The 24,109-nt window shown below is 51.1% G+C and carries 23 protein-coding genes; 22 read left to right on the top strand and 1 reads right to left on the bottom strand.

Annotated features, from left to right (window positions below; genetic code table 11):
• The first annotated feature begins 282 nt into the window (after positions 1-282).
• The 17 genes from rho (at position 283) to nucS (ending at position 15,873) form a co-directional block, all read left to right on the top strand.
• On the top strand, positions 283-2,283 hold the full coding sequence (rho, locus tag ACR9EC_RS05790; RefSeq protein ID WP_435300538.1) for a transcription termination factor Rho: 2,001 nt from the start codon (positions 283-285) through the stop codon (positions 2,281-2,283).
• Between the two features lie 229 nt (positions 2,284-2,512).
• Positions 2,513-2,722, top strand: a complete 210-nt coding sequence (gene rpmE / locus ACR9EC_RS05785; RefSeq protein ID WP_435300537.1) for a 50S ribosomal protein L31 — start codon at positions 2,513-2,515, stop codon at positions 2,720-2,722.
• A 163-nt stretch (positions 2,723-2,885) separates the two neighbouring features.
• Entirely contained in the window at positions 2,886-3,971 is a 1,086-nt protein-coding gene (gene prfA, locus ACR9EC_RS05780) for a peptide chain release factor 1 (protein WP_435300536.1), read from the top strand.
• Positions 3,972-4,011: 40 nt separating this feature from the next.
• Entirely contained in the window at positions 4,012-4,932 is a 921-nt protein-coding gene (prmC, locus tag ACR9EC_RS05775) for a peptide chain release factor N(5)-glutamine methyltransferase (protein WP_435300535.1), read from the top strand.
• The gene (locus ACR9EC_RS05770) at positions 4,929-5,675 is read left to right on the top strand and encodes an L-threonylcarbamoyladenylate synthase (protein WP_435300534.1); all 747 of its coding nucleotides are present in this window, start codon (positions 4,929-4,931) and stop codon (positions 5,673-5,675) included. Before prmC ends, ACR9EC_RS05770 begins: the two co-directional genes overlap by 4 nt.
• The gene (locus ACR9EC_RS05765) at positions 5,672-6,829 is read left to right on the top strand and encodes an MraY family glycosyltransferase (protein ID WP_435300533.1); all 1,158 of its coding nucleotides are present in this window, start codon (positions 5,672-5,674) and stop codon (positions 6,827-6,829) included. Before ACR9EC_RS05770 ends, ACR9EC_RS05765 begins: the two co-directional genes overlap by 4 nt.
• Complete coding sequence (locus tag ACR9EC_RS05760) at positions 6,819-7,322, top strand: hypothetical protein (protein WP_435300532.1); 504 nt, start codon at positions 6,819-6,821, stop codon at positions 7,320-7,322. The genes ACR9EC_RS05765 and ACR9EC_RS05760 overlap by 11 nt, the downstream gene beginning before the upstream one ends.
• 270 nt (positions 7,323-7,592) lie before the next feature.
• Positions 7,593-8,402 carry a F0F1 ATP synthase subunit A gene (gene atpB, locus ACR9EC_RS05755; RefSeq protein WP_435300619.1) on the top strand — a complete coding sequence of 270 codons (810 nt, stop codon included), beginning with the start codon at positions 7,593-7,595 and terminating at the stop codon, positions 8,400-8,402.
• A 152-nt stretch (positions 8,403-8,554) separates the two neighbouring features.
• Positions 8,555-8,788 (top strand): F0F1 ATP synthase subunit C, encoded by a 234-nt coding sequence (atpE, locus tag ACR9EC_RS05750; protein WP_435300531.1) that lies wholly within the window; start codon positions 8,555-8,557, stop codon positions 8,786-8,788.
• Complete coding sequence (locus ACR9EC_RS05745; RefSeq protein WP_435300530.1) at positions 8,785-9,372, top strand: F0F1 ATP synthase subunit B; 588 nt, start codon at positions 8,785-8,787, stop codon at positions 9,370-9,372. Before atpE ends, ACR9EC_RS05745 begins: the two co-directional genes overlap by 4 nt.
• Positions 9,372-10,187, top strand: a complete 816-nt coding sequence (locus ACR9EC_RS05740; RefSeq protein WP_435300529.1) for a F0F1 ATP synthase subunit delta — start codon at positions 9,372-9,374, stop codon at positions 10,185-10,187. Before ACR9EC_RS05745 ends, ACR9EC_RS05740 begins: the two co-directional genes overlap by 1 nt.
• An 86-nt stretch (positions 10,188-10,273) precedes the next feature.
• Positions 10,274-11,905, top strand: a complete 1,632-nt coding sequence (atpA, locus tag ACR9EC_RS05735) for a F0F1 ATP synthase subunit alpha (protein WP_435300528.1) — start codon at positions 10,274-10,276, stop codon at positions 11,903-11,905.
• Between the two features lie 3 nt (positions 11,906-11,908).
• Entirely contained in the window at positions 11,909-12,805 is an 897-nt protein-coding gene (locus tag ACR9EC_RS05730; RefSeq protein WP_435300527.1) for a F0F1 ATP synthase subunit gamma, read from the top strand.
• 100 nt (positions 12,806-12,905) lie between these two features.
• On the top strand, positions 12,906-14,387 hold the full coding sequence (gene atpD, locus ACR9EC_RS05725; protein ID WP_435300526.1) for a F0F1 ATP synthase subunit beta: 1,482 nt from the start codon (positions 12,906-12,908) through the stop codon (positions 14,385-14,387).
• Positions 14,388-14,432: 45 nt separating this feature from the next.
• Positions 14,433-14,708, top strand: a complete 276-nt coding sequence (locus ACR9EC_RS05720; RefSeq protein WP_435300525.1) for a F0F1 ATP synthase subunit epsilon — start codon at positions 14,433-14,435, stop codon at positions 14,706-14,708.
• 25 nt (positions 14,709-14,733) lie between these two features.
• Positions 14,734-15,156 carry a DUF2550 domain-containing protein gene (locus ACR9EC_RS05715; RefSeq protein ID WP_435300524.1) on the top strand — a complete coding sequence of 141 codons (423 nt, stop codon included), beginning with the start codon at positions 14,734-14,736 and terminating at the stop codon, positions 15,154-15,156.
• Positions 15,157-15,177: 21 nt separating this feature from the next.
• A complete protein-coding gene (gene nucS, locus ACR9EC_RS05710) occupies positions 15,178-15,873 on the top strand; it encodes an endonuclease NucS (protein ID WP_435300523.1) in 696 nt (231 codons plus the stop codon).
• Positions 15,874-15,913: 40 nt separating this feature from the next.
• Here nucS and ACR9EC_RS05705 read toward each other — a convergent pair whose 3' ends face one another.
• Entirely contained in the window at positions 15,914-16,915 is a 1,002-nt protein-coding gene (locus ACR9EC_RS05705) for a LacI family DNA-binding transcriptional regulator (RefSeq protein WP_435300522.1), read from the bottom strand.
• Between the two features lie 429 nt (positions 16,916-17,344).
• Between ACR9EC_RS05705 and yicI the strand changes: the two genes are divergently transcribed.
• The 5 genes from yicI to ACR9EC_RS05680 all read left to right on the top strand — a co-directional run bounded on the left by yicI (position 17,345) and on the right by ACR9EC_RS05680 (position 24,108).
• Positions 17,345-19,621, top strand: coding sequence for an alpha-xylosidase (gene yicI / locus ACR9EC_RS05700; protein ID WP_435300618.1), 2,277 nt, complete (start codon positions 17,345-17,347; stop codon positions 19,619-19,621).
• A 260-nt stretch (positions 19,622-19,881) separates the two neighbouring features.
• Complete coding sequence (locus ACR9EC_RS05695; RefSeq protein WP_435300521.1) at positions 19,882-21,177, top strand: ABC transporter substrate-binding protein; 1,296 nt, start codon at positions 19,882-19,884, stop codon at positions 21,175-21,177.
• A gap of 91 nt (positions 21,178-21,268) precedes the next feature.
• Positions 21,269-22,177: a carbohydrate ABC transporter permease gene (locus ACR9EC_RS05690; RefSeq protein WP_435300520.1), complete on the top strand. Its 909-nt coding sequence runs from the start codon at positions 21,269-21,271 to the stop codon at positions 22,175-22,177.
• Between the two features lie 47 nt (positions 22,178-22,224).
• The gene (locus ACR9EC_RS05685) at positions 22,225-23,043 is read left to right on the top strand and encodes a carbohydrate ABC transporter permease (RefSeq protein ID WP_435300519.1); all 819 of its coding nucleotides are present in this window, start codon (positions 22,225-22,227) and stop codon (positions 23,041-23,043) included.
• 39 nt (positions 23,044-23,082) lie between these two features.
• Positions 23,083-24,108 (top strand): LacI family DNA-binding transcriptional regulator, encoded by a 1,026-nt coding sequence (locus tag ACR9EC_RS05680; RefSeq protein WP_435300518.1) that lies wholly within the window; start codon positions 23,083-23,085, stop codon positions 24,106-24,108.
• Position 24,109 lies beyond the last annotated feature (1 nt).

The following is a 24,109-nucleotide window of genomic DNA, read 5'->3' as shown; positions in this document are numbered from 1 at the left end:
AATTTCGTTGGTCACGGTTTTTCGGTTGGTTAGCGTTTTTCGTGAGCACTTCATGAGTGGTTTCCGCTCGGCAGTGTGCTGTATTCGTCAGGGTTTCTGGCATGTGTTCTCCATCAACATCGCGATAGTGAAATATCAGACCGTACATTGTTGATTGTGAGATGACGAAAGCGTTGCAGCAAGTAACACTCCAAGACAGGTTCAGTACCAACAAGTGGAAACTGGACAACCGCCCACGGCCAACCTCATCAAATTGGTCATAACGAGGGGGAAGGGTCCTTCGTGTCACAAACCACCCCAGCAGCAGGCTCTGCTGCTAGTACGGAAACCACCGGAGCATTAACTGGTCTCCGTATTCCAGAACTTCAAGCAATTGCTGCGCAACTTGGTGTGAAAGGTACATCTAAGATGCGTAAGAGCGACCTCATTGCGGCCATTCAGGTAGCGCAAGGTGGTTCTGCTTCCCGTCGCCCAGCACGTGAAACTGGGAAGGGCACTGCACCAAAGAACAACGAATCAGTTGCATCTGAGCGGGAAACTCCTTCTGTGCAGGGTGACGACACCCCAGGCGAATCGTTTAAACGCGAACGTCGCAATGACGCACGTCGCAACGATCAGGGTCGTAAGCGTAACCAAAAGCAAGAAAACGATGGCGACGATAGCGCTGTAGTTGTTGGTGAATTTGAAATTAAATTGCCGGCAGCAGAAGGCCAAGAGCGTCGTCGTGGTGGACGCAACCAAGACGGACAAGACTCGCGTTCACGTAACAACCGTTCACGCAATAACCGTTCCGAAGGCGACAACAACGAATCGGGCGATTCAACTACTAAAGACGCTCGTTCGTCGCACGGCGACCAACGGTCCAACAACACAGACCGTCAGCGCGATAACCGGAACAATGATCGCAGCAATGACCGGAACAATGATCGCAGCAATGACCGCAACAATGATCGCAGCAATGACCGCGACACACAGGCAGACGACACCGATGAGCGCGGAAACCGTCGCCGTCGCGGACGCGACCGTTACCGTGACCGGGATCGCGACCGCAAGCGCGGAAACCGTCGAAACAATGATCTTGCCTACGACGATGCAGACCTCGGCGAAGACGAAGTACTCATTCCAGTAGCTGGTGTGCTCGACATTCTCGACAACTATGCGTTCGTACGTACCTCTGGATACTTGCCAGGACCGCACGACGTGTATGTTTCCCTCGGCCAAGTGAAGAAGGCCGGATTGCGTCGTGGTGACGCAATCACTGGCGCAATTCGTCAGCCACGTGAGGGCGATGCCCAAAACTCTCGCCAGAAGTTCAACGCGTTAGTGCGCCTTGATTCTGTTAACGGGATGACCCCAGACGAAGCAAAGGCTCGTCCAGACTTCACTAAACTCACTCCGCTGTATCCACAAGAGCGTTTGCGGTTGGAAAACCCTGAGGTTAACCGTCTTGCCCCACGCTTGATTGACATTGTTGCCCCTATTGGTAAGGGACAGCGTGGTCTTATTGTTGCCCCACCAAAGGCGGGTAAGACCATCATCATGCAGCAGATCGCGAACGCGATTACTGCGAACAACCCTGAAGTGCATTTGATGGTCGTTCTTGTAGACGAGCGCCCTGAAGAAGTCACGGACATGGAGCGAACTGTTCAAGGTGAAGTTATTGCTTCTACCTTTGACCGCCCTGCATCAGACCACACGATCGTTGCCGAACTCGCGATTGAACGAGCTAAGCGTCTCGTTGAATTGGGCCAAGACGTAGTAGTTCTGCTTGACTCCATCACGCGTTTGGGACGTGCCTACAACCTTGCTGCTCCAGCTTCAGGTCGTATTCTATCCGGTGGTGTTGATGCTGCGGCTCTCTACCCACCAAAGAAATTCTTTGGTGCTGCTCGAAACATCGAAAACGGTGGTTCATTGACGATTCTTGCTTCTGCACTTGTGGAGACAGGTTCGAAGATGGACGAAGTGATCTTCGAAGAGTTCAAGGGCACAGGAAACATGGAATTGCGTTTGTCGCGTCAGCTTGCTGACCGTCGCGTATTCCCAGCAGTTGACGTTAACGCGTCGGGAACTCGTCGTGAAGAGATTCTTATTTCACCTGAAGAGCTGAAAATTACGTACAAGTTGCGTCGTGTTCTGCATTCTTTGGAACAAGGTCAAGCACTTGAGCTCCTTGTAAAGAAACTCAAAGAAAATAAGACAAACGTTGAGTTCTTGTTGAACATTCAGAAGACCACCCCGGATTCACTTACTGACTTTGGGGACGACTCACACACAGTGTGATACACGTATTACCGCAGCGGCCCTCAAACACATACGTGTTTGAGGGCCGCTGGTGGATGTGTGTCGTTAGGCACAACAGCGTGTGAAAGCCAAGTAACACCTTTTAGCAAACCTTAAGGTTCTGGCACAATTAAGTGTTGCCTGTGTCTGTGTGGCACAGGGACATGTTTCTGGTTCACGGGGCCGCATCCGGTTTCGACCCAGTAACAGGTATACAAGGAGAAAAGCAGTGAAGGCTAACATTCACCCTGAATACGTTGACACCACGGTCAAGTGCACCTGTGGCAACGAGTTCGTAACCCGTAGCACAAAGACCTCTGGCGTTATCAACGCTGACGTCTGCTCCGCATGCCACCCGTTCTACACCGGAAAGCAGAAGATTCTGGACACCGGTGGTCGTGTGGCTCGCTTCCAAGCTCGCTACGGCAAGAAGGACTAGCGACTTCTCAGCGCCGGCCAATATGGCTTGCAGTAACCTCTCCAGGGGCAATTGCGGGTCGTATTGAGTCGGCGCTGTTGCTATATCTCCAAGAAAAAGCAGGTGTGCGCCTGCATTGTTTTTATTGTTTGCGCGTATGCGCTCATAAACGAAGAAGTGTGACATGTCTGAGTCTTTCGCAGCGGTAGAACCTCTGCTTGCCGAGCACGCCGAAATTGAAGCGAAGCTGGCAGATCCAGCCGTGCACGCGGACCAAGCAAAAGCGCGGTCTCTAGGGCGACGCTATGCAGAACTAGGGCAAGTAGTTAACGCATACCGCACATGGAAATCGGCTGCAGACGATCTAGAAGCAGCGCAGGAAATGGCCGCGGAAGACGCGTCTTTTGCTGATGAAGTACCAGCTATGCAGGAAACTCTTGCTGCAGCACACGAAAAACTACGCAGTGTGCTTATTCCCCGCGACCCAGATGACGCTCGTGACGTCATTATGGAGATCAAAGCCGGTGAAGGTGGAGCAGAATCGGCACTCTTCGCGAGCGACTTGCTGCGTATGTACATGCGTTATGCAGACACTAAAGGCTGGAAAGTCGAAGTTATTGAAGCCAATGAATCTGATCTTGGCGGTTATAAAGACGTGCAAGTTGCAATTAAAGCAAAAGGCAATGTCGCTCCTGAAGACGGCGTATGGGCTCACCTGAAATATGAGGGTGGGGTACACCGTGTCCAGCGTGTTCCAGTCACAGAGTCGCAAGGCCGCATCCACACATCGGCCGCTGGTGTTTTGGTTTTCCCTGAGGTAGAAGACGAAGGCGAAATCGAGATTGATCAAAACGATTTGCGTATTGACGTATACCGTTCCTCTGGACCTGGTGGTCAATCCGTGAACACCACAGACTCCGCTGTGCGTATCACCCACATTCCTACGGGAATCGTCGTCTCCATGCAAAACGAAAAGTCACAGTTGCAAAACCGTGAACAGGCAATGCGTGTTTTGCGTGCGCGTTTGTTGGCTGCACGTCAGGAAGAAGCTGCTGCTGCCGCACAGGATATGCGTAAGAGCCAGGTCCGTACAGTAGACCGCTCTGAACGTATCCGTACCTACAACTTCCCAGAGAACCGTATTGCAGACCACCGCACAGGGTACAAGTCATACAACTTAGATGCGGTGCTCGACGGAGACTTGCAGCCTGTTGTTCAGTCTGCAATTGACGCTGATGAAGCACACCGTTTAGCGCACGCTGGTGAATGACGTTTTCTGCTCAACAGACTTGCCTTAAGGTGATGAAACTTTGACTCCAACTGTTCGTGAGGTTATCAACGACGCTCGTGCTCGGTTAGAAGAGCACGGCGTGGAAAACGCGCGAGTTGACGCAGAACTCCTCTACGCACATGTCATGAACATGTCGCGCAGTGACGTACTGCGAGGAGTTCTCATGGAAGCACCTGCATGGACAGGAACAGGCACCAACGAAGAACAAGAATTCCAGCGTGCTTGTGCGCGCCGGTGCATGCGTGAACCATTGCAACACATTACGGGGAGCGCACATTTTCGTCATATAGAACTTGCAGTTGGTCCGGGAGTTTTTGTACCGCGACCAGAGACCGAAGTACTTGTTCAAGTGGCGTTAGATTATCTAGCTGCAGAATTTAGCGCAGTTGAAGATGTCCGCCCGCTCGTCGTTGATCTTTGTACTGGCAGTGGAGCGATTGCCCTATCAATTGCTACTGAGTTTCCAACAGCACAAGTACATGGGGTAGAGCTCGATCACCAAGCGTTTGTGTGGACGCAACGGAACAACGCCACCTACTCAAACATGGTGAGTTTAACCCAAGGGGACGCTCGTACCGTCCTGCAAGATCTCAATAATCAGGTTCACGTCGTAATATCGAATCCGCCATATGTTCCGCCAGACGCTGTGCCTAAAGACCGCGAAGTAGCCGAATATGACCCACAGATTGCTTTATACGGGTTAGGGCACGATGGTTTAGAGGTGCCGCGTGGCATCATGCGCTCTGCCGCTCGCCTTTTAGTTCCGCACGGACTTTTCGTGATGGAACATGCAGAAGTTCAAGGCGCGCAAGTACGCGATATGCTCAGCGCAACAGGATATTTTGAGCGCGTAGAGACGCTGGTAGACCTTACCAATCGTCCGCGTATGGTTGTAGCACGCAGAAATAATTCTCCGTACAGGGAAGGATCACCTTCGTGAGTGACCTTATTCGACAAGCAGACGACCACACTCAGTGGGGGCCTGCGCTTGACGAAGCAGTCAATGTGTTAGGCCGAGGAGGGGTAATAGTACTCCCCACAGACACGGTGTACGGCATAGGGGCAGACGCGTTTAATCCCGCTGCAGTGAATGCACTGTTGGCTGCAAAAGGTCGTGGTCGACAGATGCCGCCTCCTGTGCTTGTGGGGGCAGTGGCGACGTTGGATGGTTTAGCTACGGAAGTCCCAGAGCCTGCCCGTGCTTTAGCACAGAAATTCTGGCCGGGAGCATTAACACTAATTTTGCGTGCGCAGCCTTCTTTAGCCTGGGACCTAGGAGAGACCCACGGAACAGTCGCTTTACGTATGCCTGACCACCCGACTGCTTTGGCATTACTAGCACGTACTGGTCCTTTAGCTGTGTCGAGTGCAAACAAAACAGGTAAGCCTGCAGCCTTTACCGCTAGAGAAGCCTTCGTCCAATTAGGCGAAGAAGTCCAACTCTACTTGGATGCAGGACAAGTCCCTGGGGGAATCGCGTCAACTATTGTTGATGCCACTGGGCCGCATTTGAAAGTTGTGCGAGCGGGGGCTATAACCATTGAAGAGTTACGCACCGTTGCGCCAGTTCTGGACATTGGCGAAGATCCACAGCCTACCCACAACACGGATGAATCTGCTGAAGAAGAGCTCGACAACGCTCCTGTAGATTCGAACCTTTCTGGAGATAACGACTCCCAGTGACGGCTTATCTTCTTGTCCTGCTCATTGCAGCACTCACAACCTATCTTCTGACGCCTTTCGCACGCTGGCTAGCCTTACGTACCGGTGCTGTCACAGCGGTACGCTCGCGTGACGTACACACGATCCCGACACCGCGTCTTGGTGGAGCAGGAATGTTCCTCGGGATTGCGGCAGCCTTTGTCTTTGCCTCGCAATTTTCGTTCCTCGAACAAGCATTTAATGCCGATGTCGGTACATGCCTCCCAAGTGGTTGCAACTCGGCGTGGAGCATCTTGATAGGTGCGGGAATTGTGTGTCTGCTTGGAATCGCTGACGACATTTGGGATCTCGACTGGATGACTAAACTCGCTGGTCAGATCCTTGCAGCAGGTTTTGTTGCCTGGCAGGGAGTCCAGCTTATTTCGATCCCGATCGCTGGGTTAACTATCGGATCTGCTCGCATGTCCCTGTTCATTACCGTATTTTTCATTGTGTTGGTGATGAACGCAGTGAACTTTGTGGATGGACTTGACGGGTTAGCCGCTGGAATCGTTGCTATTGGTGGGCTCGGCTTTTTCGTGTATGCATATTTACTTACGCAACAAACCAGCCCCGGCTCGTACGCGTCGGTTGCTCTTGCTGTACTAGCCGCTGTAGTGGGCGCTTGTGTTGGATTCTTGCCGCACAACTTCCATCCAGCGAAGATTTTTATGGGTGATTCAGGTTCCATGCTGTTGGGCCTGATGATGGCCAGCACTTCAATTTTGGTTACCGGACAGATCGATCCTTCTTCGGTTACGTTAGGTATGACCATTCCAGCTTTCGCGCCTTTGCTGCTGCCTGCCGCGGTGCTTGTGCTCCCACTGCTAGATATGACGATGGCCGTTATTCGTCGTTTAGCCGCAGGAAAATCTCCTTTTGCGCCTGACCGCTTACACATTCACCATCGATTGCTAGGCTTAGGTCATTCTCATTTGGAAGCAGTCATTGTGATGTACATGTGGAGCGCTGTCTTCGCGTTCGGTGGCGTTGCATTGTTTGTTTTCCAATTCCGCTATGTTGCCTTGGGCGGTTTCATCGCAATATTGGCAATGACAACTGTGACTTTTTGGCCTGTTATTTTGCGTCGTCTGCGACGCTCTGAAGATGTGAAGGAACAATCTCATGCTCTCTGACGCTCACAAGCCGTCGCACGAGGAGACCCCTGACGATGTTGAATCGGTAACTGATGAGACTGATCCGCTAGCAGACTTGCCTCACGTGCCGCATCACGTGAATAAAGAAATTTTCCGTTCATCGATGAAAGCGCTGCTTCTGCTTGTCGCCGTGCTACTCATCGTAGGTTCGGGCATTGGCTATCTTGTGGGTGCGATGGCTGGTGTGTATGGAGCGTTGCTGGGTGTAGGTGTAACCCTGATTTTCTCGGGTACAACAATCTGGTCAATGATTTACACAGCAGATAAATCGCCGAATGTGAGTATGGCTGTTGTGATGGGTGCCTGGGTTGCAAAGATGATTGTCTTTATAACCATCATGGCAATTCTTGGCGGTCACGATTTCTATCACAAAATCATATTTGCGGTTATCGTCCTTATTGGGGTAATTGGAAGCGCAATACTCGACATGCGGGCAGTTACCAAGGGACGTTTGCCCTATGTGACCCCTTGAAACTACACTTTGTGACAGGATTCACTAGCGCTTGTTGTCGCCTGTAAGTTTTCCGCAGTTTTTCCCCACTTATTCCTAGGTTTACTCACTAGCGTGGAGGAATAGCGGTACATGCGGCTGTGACTGGGTGAGTTCTGTGAGGTTTTTGGTTTGGATCGCTGTGAATTTTCCTCACCCAATGGGATAAGATTCTTGCGATCCATAACGGATAGGTGCTGATTTAGGCGACGTAGCCGTCATCCTCGGCACCATGACTACCGGGAGATTAAACTGTCCAGCCTAGCGACGATCCAGTACCTCGCCGCCTCTGGTGAAGAGGGTGGTTTTGTTCCGCCTTCTATTCTGGAGTTCTTTCCACCCGCCATCTTTAGCACCGACTTCTTTGAAATTAACCGCATCCACATGGTGCGGATCATTGCCGCGGTTGTTCTTATCACCTTGTTCATGATGGCTGCCAAGCGCGCCAAACTTGTGCCAGGTCGAGGCCAGAACATTGCAGAGATCGCGCTGGACTTTGTGCGAGTCAATATCGCCGAAGAGATTCTTGGGCACAACGCGCGCAAGTACGTTCCGATGCTTACCACGATGTTCTTCGCAATTCTTGCGTTTAACATCACTGGTGTTATTCCACTACTGAACATTGCAAGCACGTCCCTTGTGGCCATGCCTGTTGTGTTGGCGTTGTGGACATACGTCGTGTACTTGACGTCAGGTGTCAAGAAATTCGGTTTTGTAAAGTACCTCAAGAACTCTTTGTTCCCACCTGGGGTTCCGTGGTTCCTTTACTTCTTGATTACACCAATCGAAATCCTTCAGGTTTTCCTATTCCGTCCGCTTACGCTCGCACTTCGTCTTACCGCGAATATGATCGCAGGCCACCTGCTTCTTGTCTTGTGCTTTAGTGCAACAAACTTCTTTATCTTTGAGGCTTCTGGAGCTCTTAAAGGTATGGCAGCTGTTTCACTTGCGGCAGGTCTCGGCTTTACCTTGTTCGAAATCTTAGTTGCGGCTCTGCAAGCTTATGTATTTACCTTGCTTACCGCTGTCTACATTTCGCTCGCGATCGAAGAAGAGCACTAAGCCCGGTTAGTAGAACCTCTTTGATGCATTACGAAATACATACAACGTGATGTGTTTCGTGTGTGGATGCACCGCATTCACACACACAAAATAACTTCTAGTTCATACACGACGCTCATAAAGGTTGAGCGCCTTACGGAAGGAATCCATCAGTGGACACCACCACCACCCTCGCAGAAGTAACTGGAAACATCGCGACCATCGGTTATGGTCTTGGTACCCTCGGCCCAGGTATTGGTTTGGGTATCCTCATTGGAAAAACCGTTGAAGGTATGGCACGTCAGCCTGAGGTTGCAGGTCAGCTCCGTACCACCATGTTCATCGGTGTTGCATTCGTTGAGCTCCTTGCTCTCCTCGGTATCGTTGCTGGATTCCTCTTCTCATGACATTTTTCACCACAGGCACAACAGTGCTAGCAGCCGCAGCTAGCGGGGCAGAAGTAGAGGGAATTGACCTCTTCCTTCCACCTCTCTATGACGTTATTGGCTCTGCTGTGGTGATGGCTGTTATTGGTTTCTTCTTCTACAAGAAGATTTTGCCAACCTTCACCGCAATCCTTGATGAGCGCACTGCAAAGATCGAGGGCGGACTGCTTCACGCAGAAGAAGCACAAGCAGAAGCAAATAACTTGCTTGCTCAGTACAAAGAGCAACTAAGCGAAGCACGCGCTGAAGCAGCTCGTATTCGTGAAGACGCTCGTACTGAGGCAACAGGCATAGTTGCCGACGCACGCGTTAAGGCAACTTCTGAAGCAGAACGCATCAACGACAACGCAAAGCGTCAAATCGAAGCTGAGCGTCAAGCTGCTGCAGTCTCACTACGAAACGATGTTGGTGCACTCGCAACCGAACTCGCTTCAAAGATCGTTGGAGAATCACTTGAAGACGCGGCACGTCAGTCACGCGTCGTCGAGCGTTTCTTGGATGATCTAGAAGCGTCAATGGTAGCGACCGCTGTAAAGGGGAAGTGATGCGCGGGACCAGCCAGGCGTCTCTATCTGCGATCAGGAAGACCTACGATTCTGTTCTTACTGATGCGGGCCAAGACGCGCTGATCATCGGAGAACAGCTGTTCTCCGTTGTCGACGCACTTGATGGCTCTGGGGCCCTGCGCCGGTCACTTGCAGATCCGTCACGATCCGGTAAGGACAAGGCAGCCCTTGTCCGTTCAGTGCTTTCCAACGGATTTGATGTCCGAACAGTTTCGATTATGGAAGCTGTTGCACAGGCTCGTTGGTCTTCAGAGGCCGACGTGGTTGACGCAGTATCTTTGCTTGCAATCGAGGCATACCTCGCTTCCGCACAATCACGTGGGGTGCTTGAGACTGTAGAGTCCGAGCTCTTCATCATTACGCGTGCACTTGTGGGACACCGTGAGGTACGTCAAGCATTGTCCGATTCGGTAACCGAAGTTGGCCAACGAATTAAATTGCTTGATGAACTCGTTGCTGGCAAAGCTGATGAAGTCACTGTCGCACTTGCACGACGTGCGACTGCCGCGCCACGTGGGGAACGATTCGTACCAGCATTAGCACGAATTGGTGACATGGCCGCGGCACGCCGCGCTCGTAAAGTCGCCTACGTGACTACTAGCCGGGCATTGAGCGAAGCACAACTCAACCGTCTCGAGTCGCTCTTGGCACGTGAATACGGCCAAGAAATGCAACTTAACGTGACAGTCGATCCAGCAGTGGTCGGTGGTATTCGTATACAAGTTGGTGCAGATGTTGTTGATTCAACAGTCCTCACCCGCTTAACGGATGCCCGGCGCGGCCTCGCTAGTTAAGGACCCTATACGTAGCCGGGTTAAACCGGCACCCAAGGACAAAGCAAGTTGACTGCCGAAAGGCAGTCACGACAGGAGAAGAGCTAATGGCTGAGCTGACTATCCGGCCGGAGGAAATCCGCGCCGCACTTGACAGCTTTGTGAAGTCCTATGAGCCTGCGAAAGTGGTTACCGAAGAAGTCGGACGAGTTACACTCGCCGGTGACGGAATCGCCCAGGTTGAGGGACTTCCAAGCGCAATGGCCAACGAGCTGTTGCAATTTGAAGACGGGACCCTTGGTCTCGCACTAAGCCTCGACGTCCGCGAAATCGGTGTCGTTATTCTTGGTGAATTCACCGGAATTGAAGAAGGCCAAGAAGTTCGCCGTACTGGCGAGGTTCTGTCCGTTGCTGTTGGTGACGGATACCTCGGTCGTGTTGTTGACCCACTAGGTAACCCAATTGATGGACTGGGCGAGATCGAGACCGTTGGTCGTCGTGCGCTTGAGTTGCAGGCGCCAGGCGTTATGCAGCGTAAGTCTGTTCACGAGCCGCTTCAGACAGGTCTGAAGGCAATCGACTCGATGATCCCAATTGGTCGTGGACAGCGTCAGCTGATCATTGGTGACCGTCAAACAGGTAAGACCGCTATTGCGATCGACACGATCATCAACCAGAAGGCGAACTGGGATTCCGGTGACCCTTCAAAGCAGGTTCGATGCATCTATGTTGCTGTTGGACAAAAGGGTTCAACCATCGCATCAGTCCGTGGAGCTCTTGAAGACGCGGGTGCGCTCGAATACACCACCATCGTTGCAGCGCCAGCTTCTGACCCTGCAGGCTTCAAATACATCGCACCATACACTGGTTCTGCAATTGGACAGCACTGGATGTACGAGGGCAAGCACGTCCTCATCATCTTCGATGACTTGTCAAAGCAGGCTGAAGCGTACCGCGCCGTTTCGCTTCTGCTTCGTCGTCCACCAGGCCGTGAGGCATACCCAGGTGACGTCTTCTACTTGCACTCCCGCCTGCTAGAGCGTTGTGCAAAGCTGTCTGACGAACTTGGTGCTGGTTCGATGACTGGTCTACCAATCATTGAAACCAAAGCGAATGACGTTTCCGCGTACATTCCTACCAACGTTATTTCGATTACTGACGGACAGATCTTCCTTCAGTCCGACCTCTTCAACGCTAACCAGCGTCCAGCGGTCGACGTAGGTATCTCCGTTTCTCGTGTTGGTGGTTCTGCGCAGACAAAGGCAATGAAAGCTGTATCCGGTACGCTCAAGCTTGAGCTTGCACAGTACCGTTCACTTGAGGCTTTCGCGCTCTTTGCCTCTGACCTTGACGCGGCTTCTAAAGCACAGCTCACCCGTGGTGCACGCCTCATGGAGCTTCTCAAGCAAGGCCAGTACAGCCCATACCCAATGGAAGACCAAGTTGTCTCGGTATGGACTGGTACTAAAGGCAAGCTCGACGACGTTCCAGTAGAAGACGTGCTTCGCTTCGAGTCTGAACTTCTTGACTACTTGCGTCGTAACACTGATGTTCTCTCGACTATCGCATCAAGCGGTAAGTTTGAGAAGGCAACAGAGTCTTCACTTGACGCTGCAGTTGACACCTTCCGAAACCTCTTCATTAAGGGTGACGGTGTTGCTCTTGTTGACGCTGAAGAGGAAGAAGACGGTTCAGCAGAGGTTGAGCAGGAAAAGATCGTCCGCCAGAAGAAGGCATGATCCGTGGCCGGTAACCAGCGTGTCTATAAGGCACGCATCAAGTCGACTCAATCGTTGAAGAAGATCTTCCGCGCTATGGAGTTGATTGCCGCCTCCCGCATTGGTAAGGCGCGTTCGCGCGCTGCGGCGACTCGTCCGTATGCCGATGCGATTACAACTGCTGTAGGAGCTGTGGCAACGCACTCCACGCTTGACCACCCGTTGACTTCGGAACGTACCGACACGAATCGTGTTGCGGTTCTTGTTGTTACATCTGACCGTGGAATGGCTGGTGCCTACTCTGCCAGTGTTATCCGTGAGACTGAAACCCTCATTGAGAGACTGAACAAAGAAGGCAAGGAAGTTGACCTGTATGTCTCAGGACGTCGTGGTCTGTCTTTCTACCAGTTCCGTGGCCGTGAAGTCATCAAATCGTGGACTGGCAGCTCGGACGCACCGACAGCTGAAGAAGCGCAAGATATTGCTGATTCGTTGTTAGAGGCTTTCCTTGCGCCAGCGGATAAAGGCGGAGTCAGCGCTCTGCACGTGGTGTACACGCAATTTGTGAACATGGTGACGCAACGCCCACGCGTTGTACGTCTTTTGCCGCTAGAAGTTGTTGATGCAGAGGTCGAGGCAGGGGCTAGCGAAGCTTACCCACTGTACGACTTTGAGCCTTCAGCAGAAGTAGTTCTAGACGAACTCTTGCCACGTTATGTACGTTCGCGAATCTTCAGCTTCTTGCTTGAAGCTTCGGCTTCTGAGTTGGCTGCTCGTCAGCGTGCTATGCACACTGCGACAGACAACGCTGAAGAACTCATCCGCATGTACACCCGACTTGCTAACTCAGCGCGTCAAGCGGAAATTACCCAGGAAATCAGCGAAATCGTGTCCGGTGCGGACGCTCTCGCAGGTGCCTGAACCGACTGATACACATGCTGTTCAGTCCACCGACAACAGATTTTGCTAACTGCACAGACCTAGTCGAAAAAACTTTCGACACAGCAAAGCGAGGCCACTAATGACTGCCACAACAGTCGACGCAGCGGTCGAGTCAACGTCAGGCCCAGCACGAGGTCGCATCGCCCGTGTTATTGGTCCAGTCGTTGACATCGAGTTCCCGGCAGATGCGATCCCAGAGATCTACAATGCACTGACCGTGGAAATCGACCTGTCCGCACAGGGTGAAGGCGAAAAAGCTTTCACATTGACCCTTGAGGTCGCTCAACACTTGGGTGATTCCCTTGTCCGTGCGATTGCACTAAAGCCAACCGATGGTTTGGTTCGTGGCGCAATTGTTACTGACACTGGAGCGCCTATCTCCGTTCCCGTTGGTGACGTCACCAAGGGTCACGTTTTTGACGTGACCGGTGAAGTGCTGAACTTAAAGGAAGGCGAGACGCTCGAGATCACTGAGCGTTGGCCAATCCACCGTAAGCCACCAGCATTCGACCAGCTTGAGTCCAAGACTCAAATGTTCGAGACCGGTATCAAGTCCATTGACCTTCTTACCCCATACGTTCAGGGTGGAAAGATTGGTCTTTTCGGTGGTGCAGGTGTTGGTAAGACCGTTCTTATCCAGGAAATGATCTACCGTGTGGCTAACAACCACAACGGTGTGTCAGTATTCGCTGGTGTTGGTGAGCGTACCCGTGAAGGTAACGACCTCATCGACGAGATGACTGAGTCTGGTGTTATTAACCAGACCGCGTTGGTCTTCGGCCAGATGGATGAGCCACCAGGCACACGTCTTCGTGTTGCTTTGTCAGCACTGACGATGGCTGAGTACTTCCGTGATGTTCAGAAGCAAGACGTTCTCTTGTTCATCGACAACATCTTCCGTTTCACTCAGGCAGGTTCTGAGGTTTCCACACTGCTGGGCCGTATGCCTTCTGCAGTTGGTTACCAGCCAAACCTTGCCGACGAAATGGGTCTGCTACAAGAGCGTATTACGTCGACTCGTGGTCACTCGATCACGTCGCTTCAGGCTATTTACGTTCCTGCTGACGACTACACCGACCCAGCGCCGGCAACAACGTTCGCGCACTTGGATGCAACAACTGAGTTGTCACGTGAAATTGCTTCACGTGGTTTGTACCCAGCTATTGACCCACTAGCGTCGACCTCGCGTATTCTTGACCCACGTTACGTTGGACAAGATCACTACGAAGTTGCAACGCAAGTGAAGTCGATCTTGCAGCGTAACAAGGAACTGCAAGACATCATCGCGATTCTTGGTGTTGATGAGCTTTCTGAAGAAGACAAGACCGTTGTTGGCCGCGCGCGTCGTATCCAGCAGTTCTTGTCACAGAACACGTACATGGCTCAGCAGTTCACTGGTGTTGAGGGTTCAACAGTTCCGTTGGCAGAGACCATTGAAGCATTCAAGGGTATTGCGAACGGTCAGTTCGACCACATTTCCGAGCAGGCGTTCTTCAACATCGGTGGCCTCGAAGACCTCGAGCGCAACTGGGCCCGCATCCAGAAGGAATACGGTCTCTAATCCTTTTAGGATGAGACTTATTCCTAGAATCACTGAGGAGTACACGTGGCACAGCTCACCGTAGACATCGTCGCAAAGGACCGCGCAGTGTGGTCTGGTGCGGCAAAAGTTGTGAGCGCACCAGCCGCAGACGGTGAGATCGGTGTTTTAGCCGGTCACACCCCGATTCTGTCAGTGCTGAATGCAGGACATGTTCGTGTAACAGACCTTGATGGTGTGAAACATGATTTTGAAATCACTGGAGGGTTTATTTCAGTTGATGACAACATCGTGTCTGTAGTCGCTGACAAGGTCCTTGCGGACACTACTGCTAGCGCATAGCAGCAAAACGTTTGAGGACGAAGCCGTGAATACTCTTGTGTGGATTATCGTTGGGGTAGTAATTGCCCTTGTGGTTGTTTGCGCGTATGGGTATTCACGGCTTCGTCGTCTTTCGACTCAGATCGGTACGTTTGATTGTTCGTATCGTTCGCAAAGCGCAGGTAAAACTGAGCATTGGAAAAACGGCTTATGTGAATATGAGTCTGATCGCTTGCTGTGGTGGCGATTATATTCGTTATCGCATAAGCCGCGTTTTGTGTGGTTGCGGGAACATTTTGATTTACTGGGACGCACTGCGTTTCATGAAGCAGATGCTCATAACATGTATGTTGTGCACTGTGAGTATAAGGGTGTGCCGTTTGAACTGGTGATGTCAACCGAGGCGTATCATGGGTTGTCCTCATGGGTTGAGTCGGCACCGCCGAACCATCGAGGGTACGTTTTTTAGTTTCTACAGTAGGGATTTGGTTTGCGTCTTGTTGTCGCTGAGTGTGCAGCTCACTACACGGGCAGACTGTCAGCACACTTGCCAAAAGCTACGCGACTTGTCGTGGTAAAAGCTGATGGTAGTGTGCTTTTGCATTCTGATGGGGGTTCGTACAAGCCGTTGAACTGGATGAGCCCGCCATGTTCGATGGCAGTTTCTGAACCAGATGACGAAGCGCGTGAGCGTGGGGTGACGAGCTCTTGGGCTGTGCAGCATGCGAAAAGCGACGACAGACTGGAAATCGAATTTTTTGAGGTTTTCCACGATTCGCAGCATTCTTTAGGTGTGGACCCGGGGCTGATTAAGGATGGTGTTGAAGCCCATCTACAAGCGATGCTGGCTGAACAGATTAGTTTGTTGGGCGAAGGTCATAACCTTATTCGTCGTGAGTACATGACAGCTATTGGCCCGGTAGATATTCTTGCGCGTGATGCTGCTGGTCATACTGTTGCTGTCGAGATTAAACGCCGCGGTGAAATTGACGGCGTGGAGCAGCTTACTCGTTATCTTGATTTGTTGAACCGTGATCCGCTTTTGGCGCCTGTTAAAGGTGTTTTTGCTGCGCAAGAGATCAAACCGCAAGCTCGAGTGCTTGCGACCGATCGCGGTATTGAGTGCCTCATCTTGGATTATGAGGCAATGAAAGGTTTTGACGACGTCGAATCGCGACTGTTTTAAGTTTTCTTGTGGGAGTACACGCACGATGTGTGCTCCCACATTAGTTTCGGAATGCAGTGGATCCTCGTTCGGTGAGGACCGCGCGAAGTAGACGTGTTTCTGCTGGTGTTTCGTTGTCTAAATGATTCATGGCTATGGTTACGGCTGTGCGGCCTATTTCTTCACCAGGTACGTCTATGGACGTGAGTGGTTGTGGCTGGTTGATTGCTAAGTCTGTTGGGCAGATAGCAATGACCGAGATCTCGTGTGGCACTGTTTTCCCTAGTTCGCGAAGGCGTGCGATGACGTAGGGTAATGCGTATTCGTTATGGATAATGAGTGCAGTGAGGTTCGGCTCTTGGGCTAAGAGCGCATCAACTGTGTCGCGAGCTGAGTTTTCGGAAGACTCGCATGGTAGCACCGTTAGTTGTGCGGTATTTTTTTCTGCTTCGTTGCGTACTCCGGTGAGGAGTCGTTCTAAGAATGTGGTGTGACGCTCCCAGACTGCTGTACCTGCGGTAATGAGTCCGATGCGTGTGTGTCCTCGTTGGGTGAGGTGACGTACTGCTTGGGTTCCTGCGTCTGTGAAGTCGAGGTCGACGCAGGATAGCTGTGCAGGGTCTGCTGGGATTCCGATGAGGACGGCGGGTTGTGTGGCAGCGCGAAGGATGGGAAGGCGTGGGTCTTCTTCTTCGATGTCCATGGTGATGACTGCGTCTACTTGGGAGCCGTTGAGTATTCTGTCGATTCCGGCTATGTCGTCTTGTGTGAGGAGTAAAACGTCGTAGTTGTGTTCGCGTGCGGCTTGGGCTACTCCAGCGACGAATCGCATAATGACGTTGACGTTTACGGCTGTGCGTAGTGGTGCGACGAGTCCGAGTACGTTTGTTTTGTTGCGGGCTAGTGCGCGGGCTCCTGCGTGGGGGCGATATCCGAGTTGTGCGATTGCGGCTTCGACGCGGGCTTTAGTGGGTGCGGAGATGGGGCGTTTCCCACTGAGTACGTAAGAGACGGTGGATGTTGATACACCGGCTTGTTTTGCAACATCGTCGATAGTGGCCATTGTTCGCATTCTTTGGGTGGCTGGCGTAAGAAAACGCTTGTGTGAAACGTTTTTCTGGTCTTTTGTGCTTGTTTAGGATACTCAAGGTTTGGCGTGAATTGAGTGTATTTCTTTGAACTCTTTGATTGTGTTTTCTCCATGATGGTAAGCGCTTCGATGACGTGTAAGTGTCTGTGGGGTGTGCTCATCTGATCTGAACAGGCCTTATGTGTCAATCGAAGTGGTTCGATAGTGCTGATCCTGATAGATCGTAAAAAATTTTCCGCCGCAACAACTTATAGTTGAAGCGCTTCGATGATACTGTGTGAACAACAAGCGTTCTTAAACGCTAACCAACGGTGGTTCATTTATAGCTGCGGACGTGTCGGCAGAGCATCCTGCAGTGAATCACGAGACCAGCTGCGCAAAGTTTCAACCATGAGGTTCACAATGAAGTTCTCAAACGGATATTGGCTTGTTCGCGATGGCTACTCCATCTTGAGGCCACGTGACATCGACGAAGTTGTCGCCACGCAAGATTCCCTTACCGTCTATGCCCCTACAGCACCGATTCAATCTCGTGGGGACACCTTGAATCGTCCTGTTATTACGACGACATTCACAGCTCCCGCCCCGAATGTTATTGGTGTGCGAATTGAGCATCATAAAGGTGCAAAAAAACGAGGACCTGAGTTTTCTCTTGCTCCTACGGCACATGATGTTGATATTTCTGTTGCGCATAAGGGGAGTGGCGACAAAGCTGTTCTTCAATCTGGGGATCTCGTTGCGCAGATTTCAACGGATGGTCCGTGGCATGTCGATTTTGTGGGTAACGGCAAACTTTTGACGTCTTCAGGTGACCGGTCAGTCGGCATCGTGCAGTCAGAAGAAGGCGCTAAATACGTTTATGAACAGTTAACGTTGGGGCCGGCCGAGAATATTTACGGACTTGGTGAGCGTTTTGGTGCTTATCTTAAGAACGGTCAAAGCATCGATATCTGGAATGAAGACGGCGGAACTCAATCCGAGCAGGCCTATAAAAACGTTCCATTTTATGTGTCCGATGCAGGCTATGGCGTATTCGTAGACCACCCTGAAAAGGTTTCGTTCGAGGTTGGTTCAGAAGTAGTTTCACGCACACAGTTTTCTGTGTCGGGAGATGCGCTTCAGTATTACGTGATTTTTGGGGACACCTTGAAAGAGGTGTTGTCTAACTACACTGCTTTAACTGGACGGCCTGCACGGGTTCCTGCATGGAGTTACGGCACGTGGTTGTCGACGTCATTTACCACGGAATATGACGAACAGACGGTGAACCACTTTATCGACGGCATGATCGATCGACAGCTTCCGTTATCTGTGTTCCACTTCGATTGTTTTTGGATGCGTGGCTTCCACTGGAGCGACTTTGTGTGGCATCCGGAGACTTTCCCAGATCCGCAAGGCATGCTTGATCGGATTAAGGCTAAGGGCCTGAAGGTTTGTGTGTGGATTAACCCTTATATTGCTCAGCGCTCTCATCTTTTCGAAGAGGGTATGGACAAGGGTTATTTTGTCACTGAAGCGAACGGTGATGTGTGGCAGTGGGATCTGTGGCAGGCCGGAATGGCTTTGGTTGATTTCACTAACCCTGAAGCTAGTGCCTGGTATGTTTCAAAGCTGCGTGCCTTGCTTGATATGGGTGTTGACTGCTTTAAGACTGATTTTGGTGAGCGTATTCCAACGGATGTGGTGTGGTTTGACCAGTCTGATCCGTTGAAAATGCATAACTATTACACGCACTTGTACAACAAGGCAGTGTTTGACCTTCTTGAAGAAGAGAGGGGCGTTGGCGAGGCGGTATTGTTTGCCCGCTCAGCAACTGCTGGAGGTCAGCAATTCCCTGTGCATTGGGGTGGCGACTGCGAGTCTACGTTTGTTGCGATGGCGGAGTCATTGCGTGGTGGGCTGTCGCTCGCGCTGTCAGGATTTGGCTATTGGTCGCATGATATTGGTGGGTTTGAGGGCGATCCTGATCCTGCGGTGTTTAAACGGTGGACTGCTTTTGGGTTTTTGTCGTCGCACTCTCGTTTCCATGGCTCGAATTCTTATCGTGTGCCGTGGTTGTTCGACGAGGAAGCTGTCGATGTTACTCGGAAATTCGCGCACTTGAAGATGTCGTTGATGCCATATTTGGGGCGGCTTGGCGAAGAGGCCGCTGCTCAGGGGATTCCAGTAATGCGCCCTATGGTTTTGGAATTTCCGCATGATCGTACTGCGCGCGCTATTGGTACGCAGTACATGCTTGGTGATGCTCTTTTGGTGGCGCCGGTTTTCCATGAAAAAACTGGTGAGTTTTATGTTCCGCAGGGCGTGTGGACTTCTGTGCTAAACGGCAAAGTGTATGAAGGTCCTCGCTGGTTTGAAGAGGATTTTGCGTTTGATGAGTTGCCTGTGTTGGCGCGCCCAAATACGGTTATTCCTTTTGGTGACTGTATTGATCGACCAGATTATGACTGGGCGGATGGCGTTACGTTGAAGGCGTTTGCCTTTGAGGACGGAGCCTGCGTTGAGGTAACTATTCCAGATGCCCAGGATGGTTCGCGTGTTGCAGCGCGGTTTACTGTAGCGCGTGTGGGTGATGAAGTGACTGCTGTGCGTACGTATGGGGATTTGCCTTTTGCGTTGGAGGTAAATGGTCGTCGTGCGCAGTGTGTCTCTGATAGGGCTTGTGTAGAGGCAGGTTAGGAAAAGTGGCGGGGTGCGTGGGGCACCCCGCCACTTTTTTATTGTGTGTGGCACGTTTTTTATGGCGCCCGCATATATGTGTAACGGTTTGATTAATTCCAAGAAACCCTTTGATTTTGTTCCAGAAGGGGTTTAGGCTGGTTCTCGAAGCGCTTCGACGAAACGCTTCGATGGACCGAAAGGTTCGGCTCGATGGAACATGGCATTGTCGCCATCCACAAGAGCACTTTGACTTCTAGTCAACTCAATGAGGAGAAAACATGCGATTCCCACGCAAGATTGCTAGCGTCTTCGCTGCAGGCCTACTCGCCTCACTCACGCTGACAGCATGCTCATCTGGGGAAACCGAAGACGGGCAAAGCTTGACAATTTGGCACTACGAAACAGACACCTCAGCAATGGGGCAGGCTTGGGCGCGAGCGGTTGAAATCTTTAAAGAAAAACACCCCGACGTCACAGTCACTGTTGAAAACCAGACTTTTGAACAGATCCAGAAAAACGCCAAAATAGTCCTTACCGGCGACGAAGTTCCAGACGTTATGGAATTCAACAAAGGCAACGCAACAGCTGGACAACTCGCCAGCCAAGGGCTGCTCTCGCCACTGACGACAGCCGCCGAAACATATGGATGGGACGAGAAACTGTCCTCGTCCTTGCAAGCGACCGCACGCTACACCGAAGCGGGCCTTATGGGCGACGGTGAATGGTACGGCGTCCCAAACTACGGCGAATATGTCACCGTGTACTACAACAAAGACATGTTTGCTGAAGCCGGAGTGGAAGTCCCAACCACTCTTGCCGAATTCGAAACAGTGCTCGACACCTTCGTCGATAAAGGTATAACGCCACTAGCTGAAGCAGGATCTGAATATCCACTTGGGCAATTGTGGTACCAGCTTGCTCTATCTAAAGCAGACCGTGATTTTGTAAATCAATACCAGCTGTTTACTTCACCAGTTGACTGGAACGGCCCAGAGCTTACATACGCAACTGACACCCTCGCGCAGTGGGTTAACAAGGGATACATCGCCGAAGACGCAGCAGGTCTGACAGCTGAAGACATGGGTACAGGATGGATCTCTGGAAAATACCCAATCATGGTGTCAGGGTCGTGGTGGTTCGGTCGTCTCGTAACTGAAGCTGACTTCGACTGGGGTCAATTCCTCTTCCCAGGTAACACGTTAAACACTGGTTCGTCCGGAAACCTATGGGTAGTGCCAGAGAACGCGAAAAATAAGACACTCGCAGAGGAGTTCATTGACATCACGCTCTCTGAAGAAGTACAAAACGTTTTCGGTGAAGCAGGCGGTCTTCCAGTAGCAGCAGACGCATCCTCAATCACAGATGAGCGCACCCGTGAATTCACAGAACTGTTCAACACCATCAACGAAAACGATGGTTTGGCCTTTTACCCTGACTGGCCAGTTGCAGGCTTCTACGACCAGCTTGTTTCATCCCTGCAATCAGTGGTCAACCAGACCAAATCCACGCAAGAAGTACTCGATAGTTTGAAAGCTCCCTATGAAGAGGGACGAGCGGACCTCCTCGAGGAATAAAACGAACGGGTTCCTTCGTAACGGCGTGGTGCTGTGCGCAGAGCTAAAGCACCACGCCGCTCGTGGAATATATATCTGATTGGGGCTGGCCTTGAGTAAAAACCACACACGTAGTCGGGCAAAGTATGCGCTTTACCTGATCCCAGGGGCGATCGGTTTCGCGATCGTGATCCTGTATCCATTCCTCATGAACATTTGGAATAGCTTTCATTCATGGAAAGGTGGACAAGCTCCAAAGCGATGGATAGGGCTTGAAAATTACACCAAGCTCATGGGCGATGACGCATTTTGGACCTCATTCCAAAATTCCATCTACATGATTATCGCGATGGTTGTTGTTCCTACGCTGGTTGGTTTACTCCTTGCAGCAGTTCTCTTTGATTACATTGCAAACCATTTCAATAGTCGAGTAGCATCCTTTTTCCGAGCAACCTTCTATCTTCCACAGATTATTCCGGTATCAATTGCAGGTATTTTGTGGAACTGGATTTTCAACTCTCAAACAGGTGCTTTAAACGAAGTATTACGATCCTTGGGGGTCGAGAATCCGCCAAACTGGTTAGGCTCAACAGATACAGCACTTGGCGCTGTAATGGTTGTCTTAATCTGGATGCAAATCGGCTACCCAACCGTTATTTTTATGTCTGCTCTGCAACGAGTTGACCCAGAACTTTATGAAGCAGCACAACTTGATGGGGCTGGATGGTGGAGGCGTTTCTGCGCAATCACAATTCCACAAATTAAACCAGAAACTTTTGTTATCACGTTGACGTGCACAGTCGCGGCATTAAAAGTTTTCGCTCCTATTTATGTTTTGACGCGAGGCGGGCCAGAAGGATCAACTTTGGTTCCTTCGTACTACTCGTATTTGAACTTCTTTGACAAGTCGAAGGTCGGCTATGGTTCTGCAATCGCAACCGTTTTGACTCTCATCATTGTCATTATTGCTGTGGTCATTCAAGTCCTCCAAGCTCGAAGTGCACGAAAGGACGGTATGTGATGTCGTCGGTCTCGATAACACCTGACAAGCAGTCCAGCCTAAAGAAAATGAATGTTCAGCGTTGGCTGGTTTTAATTCTTATCGCTTTCGCTGCGTTAGTTTTTGTAGCGCCGTTCATTATTATGCTGCTGAATGCTTTTAAGTCGCCAAGCGATTATTCCACTTCTGGTCCGCTATCTATTCCAAGCGAGTTTTATCTTGAAGGTCTAAAAACTTTTTGGACACGTGTTGATTTCGGTACAAAACTGTGGAACTCCGTATGGACTTCCGGACTCGTTGCCATTTTTGCTGTGATCTTATCGTTGCTGAATGCTTATGCAATTGGGGTTGGAAAGATTAAGGGTCGGCTATCTATAGTTGCGCTTATCCTTCTTGCAAATATGCTTCCGCAGGAAACCTTGATCTATCCGCTGTTCACCATGGCAAACGAAGTCGGTTTAAATAACTCGCCATGGACGATAGTCATTATTTTTACTGTCATTCAATCAGCGTTCGGTACGTATCTGTTGGCGTCAGTTCTTGGTACGTTCCCGCCTGCTTTGTTAGAAGCTGCGGAACTTGATGGTGCTTCTCGGTGGCGGATATTGTGGCAAGTCGTGTATCCCGTGGTGCGCCCAACGATGGCCGTGCTCATGATCTTCTTTTTCATTTGGACGTGGAATGAGTTCTTCATCCCGTTGGTAATGCTGACATCAAATGATGCACAAACAGTGCCGATTGCTCTTGCATCGTTGCAAGGCGACCGCATGCTAGACGTGCCAACGTTGAACGCGGGAGCATTGGTTTCTTTGCTGCCAACATTAATTTTCTTCCTTATCTTCCAGCGCACACTTACCCGTGGCGTAACAGCAGGAGCTGTGAAGTAGTAAGCCAGTGCTGCTGAAAGCAAAGTTATGGGGGATTGAATGGCTACTCTTCATGATGTAGCGCAACGTGCTGGAGTGTCGTTGAGTACAGCTTCGTATGCGTTGTCTGGAAGCCGCCCGGTATCGGAACGGACAAGGAAACGCATAATTGAAGCGATGCAGGAACTGCAATATGTTCCTAATGAAAGTGCTCGCACATTAGCTAGGGGCCGTAGTCGAACAATCGCGTTGATGATGCCATCAAGTTTTAACCCGTTAGATGGCACGCTAGCTGCGATTTTGGATGCTGCATCGCGGGCTGCAATTGCACGGAATTACAGGCTGAGTTTGTGGTCCGAGGTAGAGGAACTTGTTGAGCCATCTGGCGTGGCAGGATTAGCACGATCAATAAAAATGTCTGATGCTGTTGGCGTCATGCTCATGGAAGTGCTCATGCATGATGACAGGGTTGCGTGGTTGCACAACGCTGAGGTGCCAGCAGTGTTGATCGGTCGTACTGAGGTTCCACATTCATATTTGAGCGTGGACATCCATTTTGAGCAGGCAGTTAGCGATGCGGTTGATCTTTTGCGAGCACAAGGACATCACGCTATTGGAATGGTTAACCACTCTACGTTGAGCTTGGAGCGTGGCTATGGTCCCACTGTTCGGTCGTTGACTGCTTTTACTGAGGCGACAGGTGCAGAAAACTCGTTGAAGCATGTGTGTTGCGATGAAACTCCACTAGCTGGTGAACATGCTGCACAACAGCTGTTAGCTCAGTTCCCTGAGCTAACAGCGTTGCTCGTCATGAACGAACGTGCTTCTTTTGGGGTGCAGCGGGGGCTCATAAATCTTGGGCGTTCAGATGTATCTCTTGTGACGGTTGCTTCTTCTCCTGGAGTTTCCGAACTCGCGCACCCAACATTTGCAAGTTTTGACATAAATGCTGCTGTCATGGGGGCAACGGCAGTGAACGCGCTTATTGACGATGTGGAGGGCTTGACTGGGCCTGCGGTGTCGTCGCGAGAGCAACTGATTGAATGCATGTTTGTGCCAGGTCAATCGTTGAAATCAGGGCATTAAG

Source organism: Timonella sp. A28, from assembly GCF_051200815.1.
Taxonomy (GTDB): domain Bacteria; phylum Actinomycetota; class Actinomycetes; order Actinomycetales; family Cellulomonadaceae; genus Timonella.
This window is presented reverse-complemented; position numbering and strand designations above follow the sequence as displayed.

Bases quoted from the DNA above. Each gene is read 5' to 3' on its own strand.
- prfA (WP_435300536.1), top strand. From the start codon at position 2,886: ATGTCTGAGTCTTTCGCAGCGGTAGAACCTCTGCTTGCCGAGCACGCC.
- ACR9EC_RS05760 (WP_435300532.1), top strand. From the start codon at position 6,819: ATGCTCTCTGACGCTCACAAGCCGTCGCACGAGGAGACCCCTGACGAT.
- ACR9EC_RS05745 (WP_435300530.1), top strand. From the start codon at position 8,785: ATGACATTTTTCACCACAGGCACAACAGTGCTAGCAGCCGCAGCTAGC.
- ACR9EC_RS05740 (WP_435300529.1), top strand. From the start codon at position 9,372: ATGCGCGGGACCAGCCAGGCGTCTCTATCTGCGATCAGGAAGACCTAC.
- atpA (WP_435300528.1), top strand. From the start codon at position 10,274: ATGGCTGAGCTGACTATCCGGCCGGAGGAAATCCGCGCCGCACTTGAC.
- atpD (WP_435300526.1), top strand. From the start codon at position 12,906: ATGACTGCCACAACAGTCGACGCAGCGGTCGAGTCAACGTCAGGCCCA.
- ACR9EC_RS05705 (WP_435300522.1), bottom strand. From the start codon at position 16,915: ATGGCCACTATCGACGATGTTGCAAAACAAGCCGGTGTATCAACATCC.
- yicI (WP_435300618.1), top strand. From the start codon at position 17,345: ATGAAGTTCTCAAACGGATATTGGCTTGTTCGCGATGGCTACTCCATC.
- ACR9EC_RS05695 (WP_435300521.1), top strand. From the start codon at position 19,882: ATGCGATTCCCACGCAAGATTGCTAGCGTCTTCGCTGCAGGCCTACTC.
- ACR9EC_RS05685 (WP_435300519.1), top strand. From the start codon at position 22,225: ATGAATGTTCAGCGTTGGCTGGTTTTAATTCTTATCGCTTTCGCTGCG.
- ACR9EC_RS05680 (WP_435300518.1), top strand. From the start codon at position 23,083: ATGGCTACTCTTCATGATGTAGCGCAACGTGCTGGAGTGTCGTTGAGT.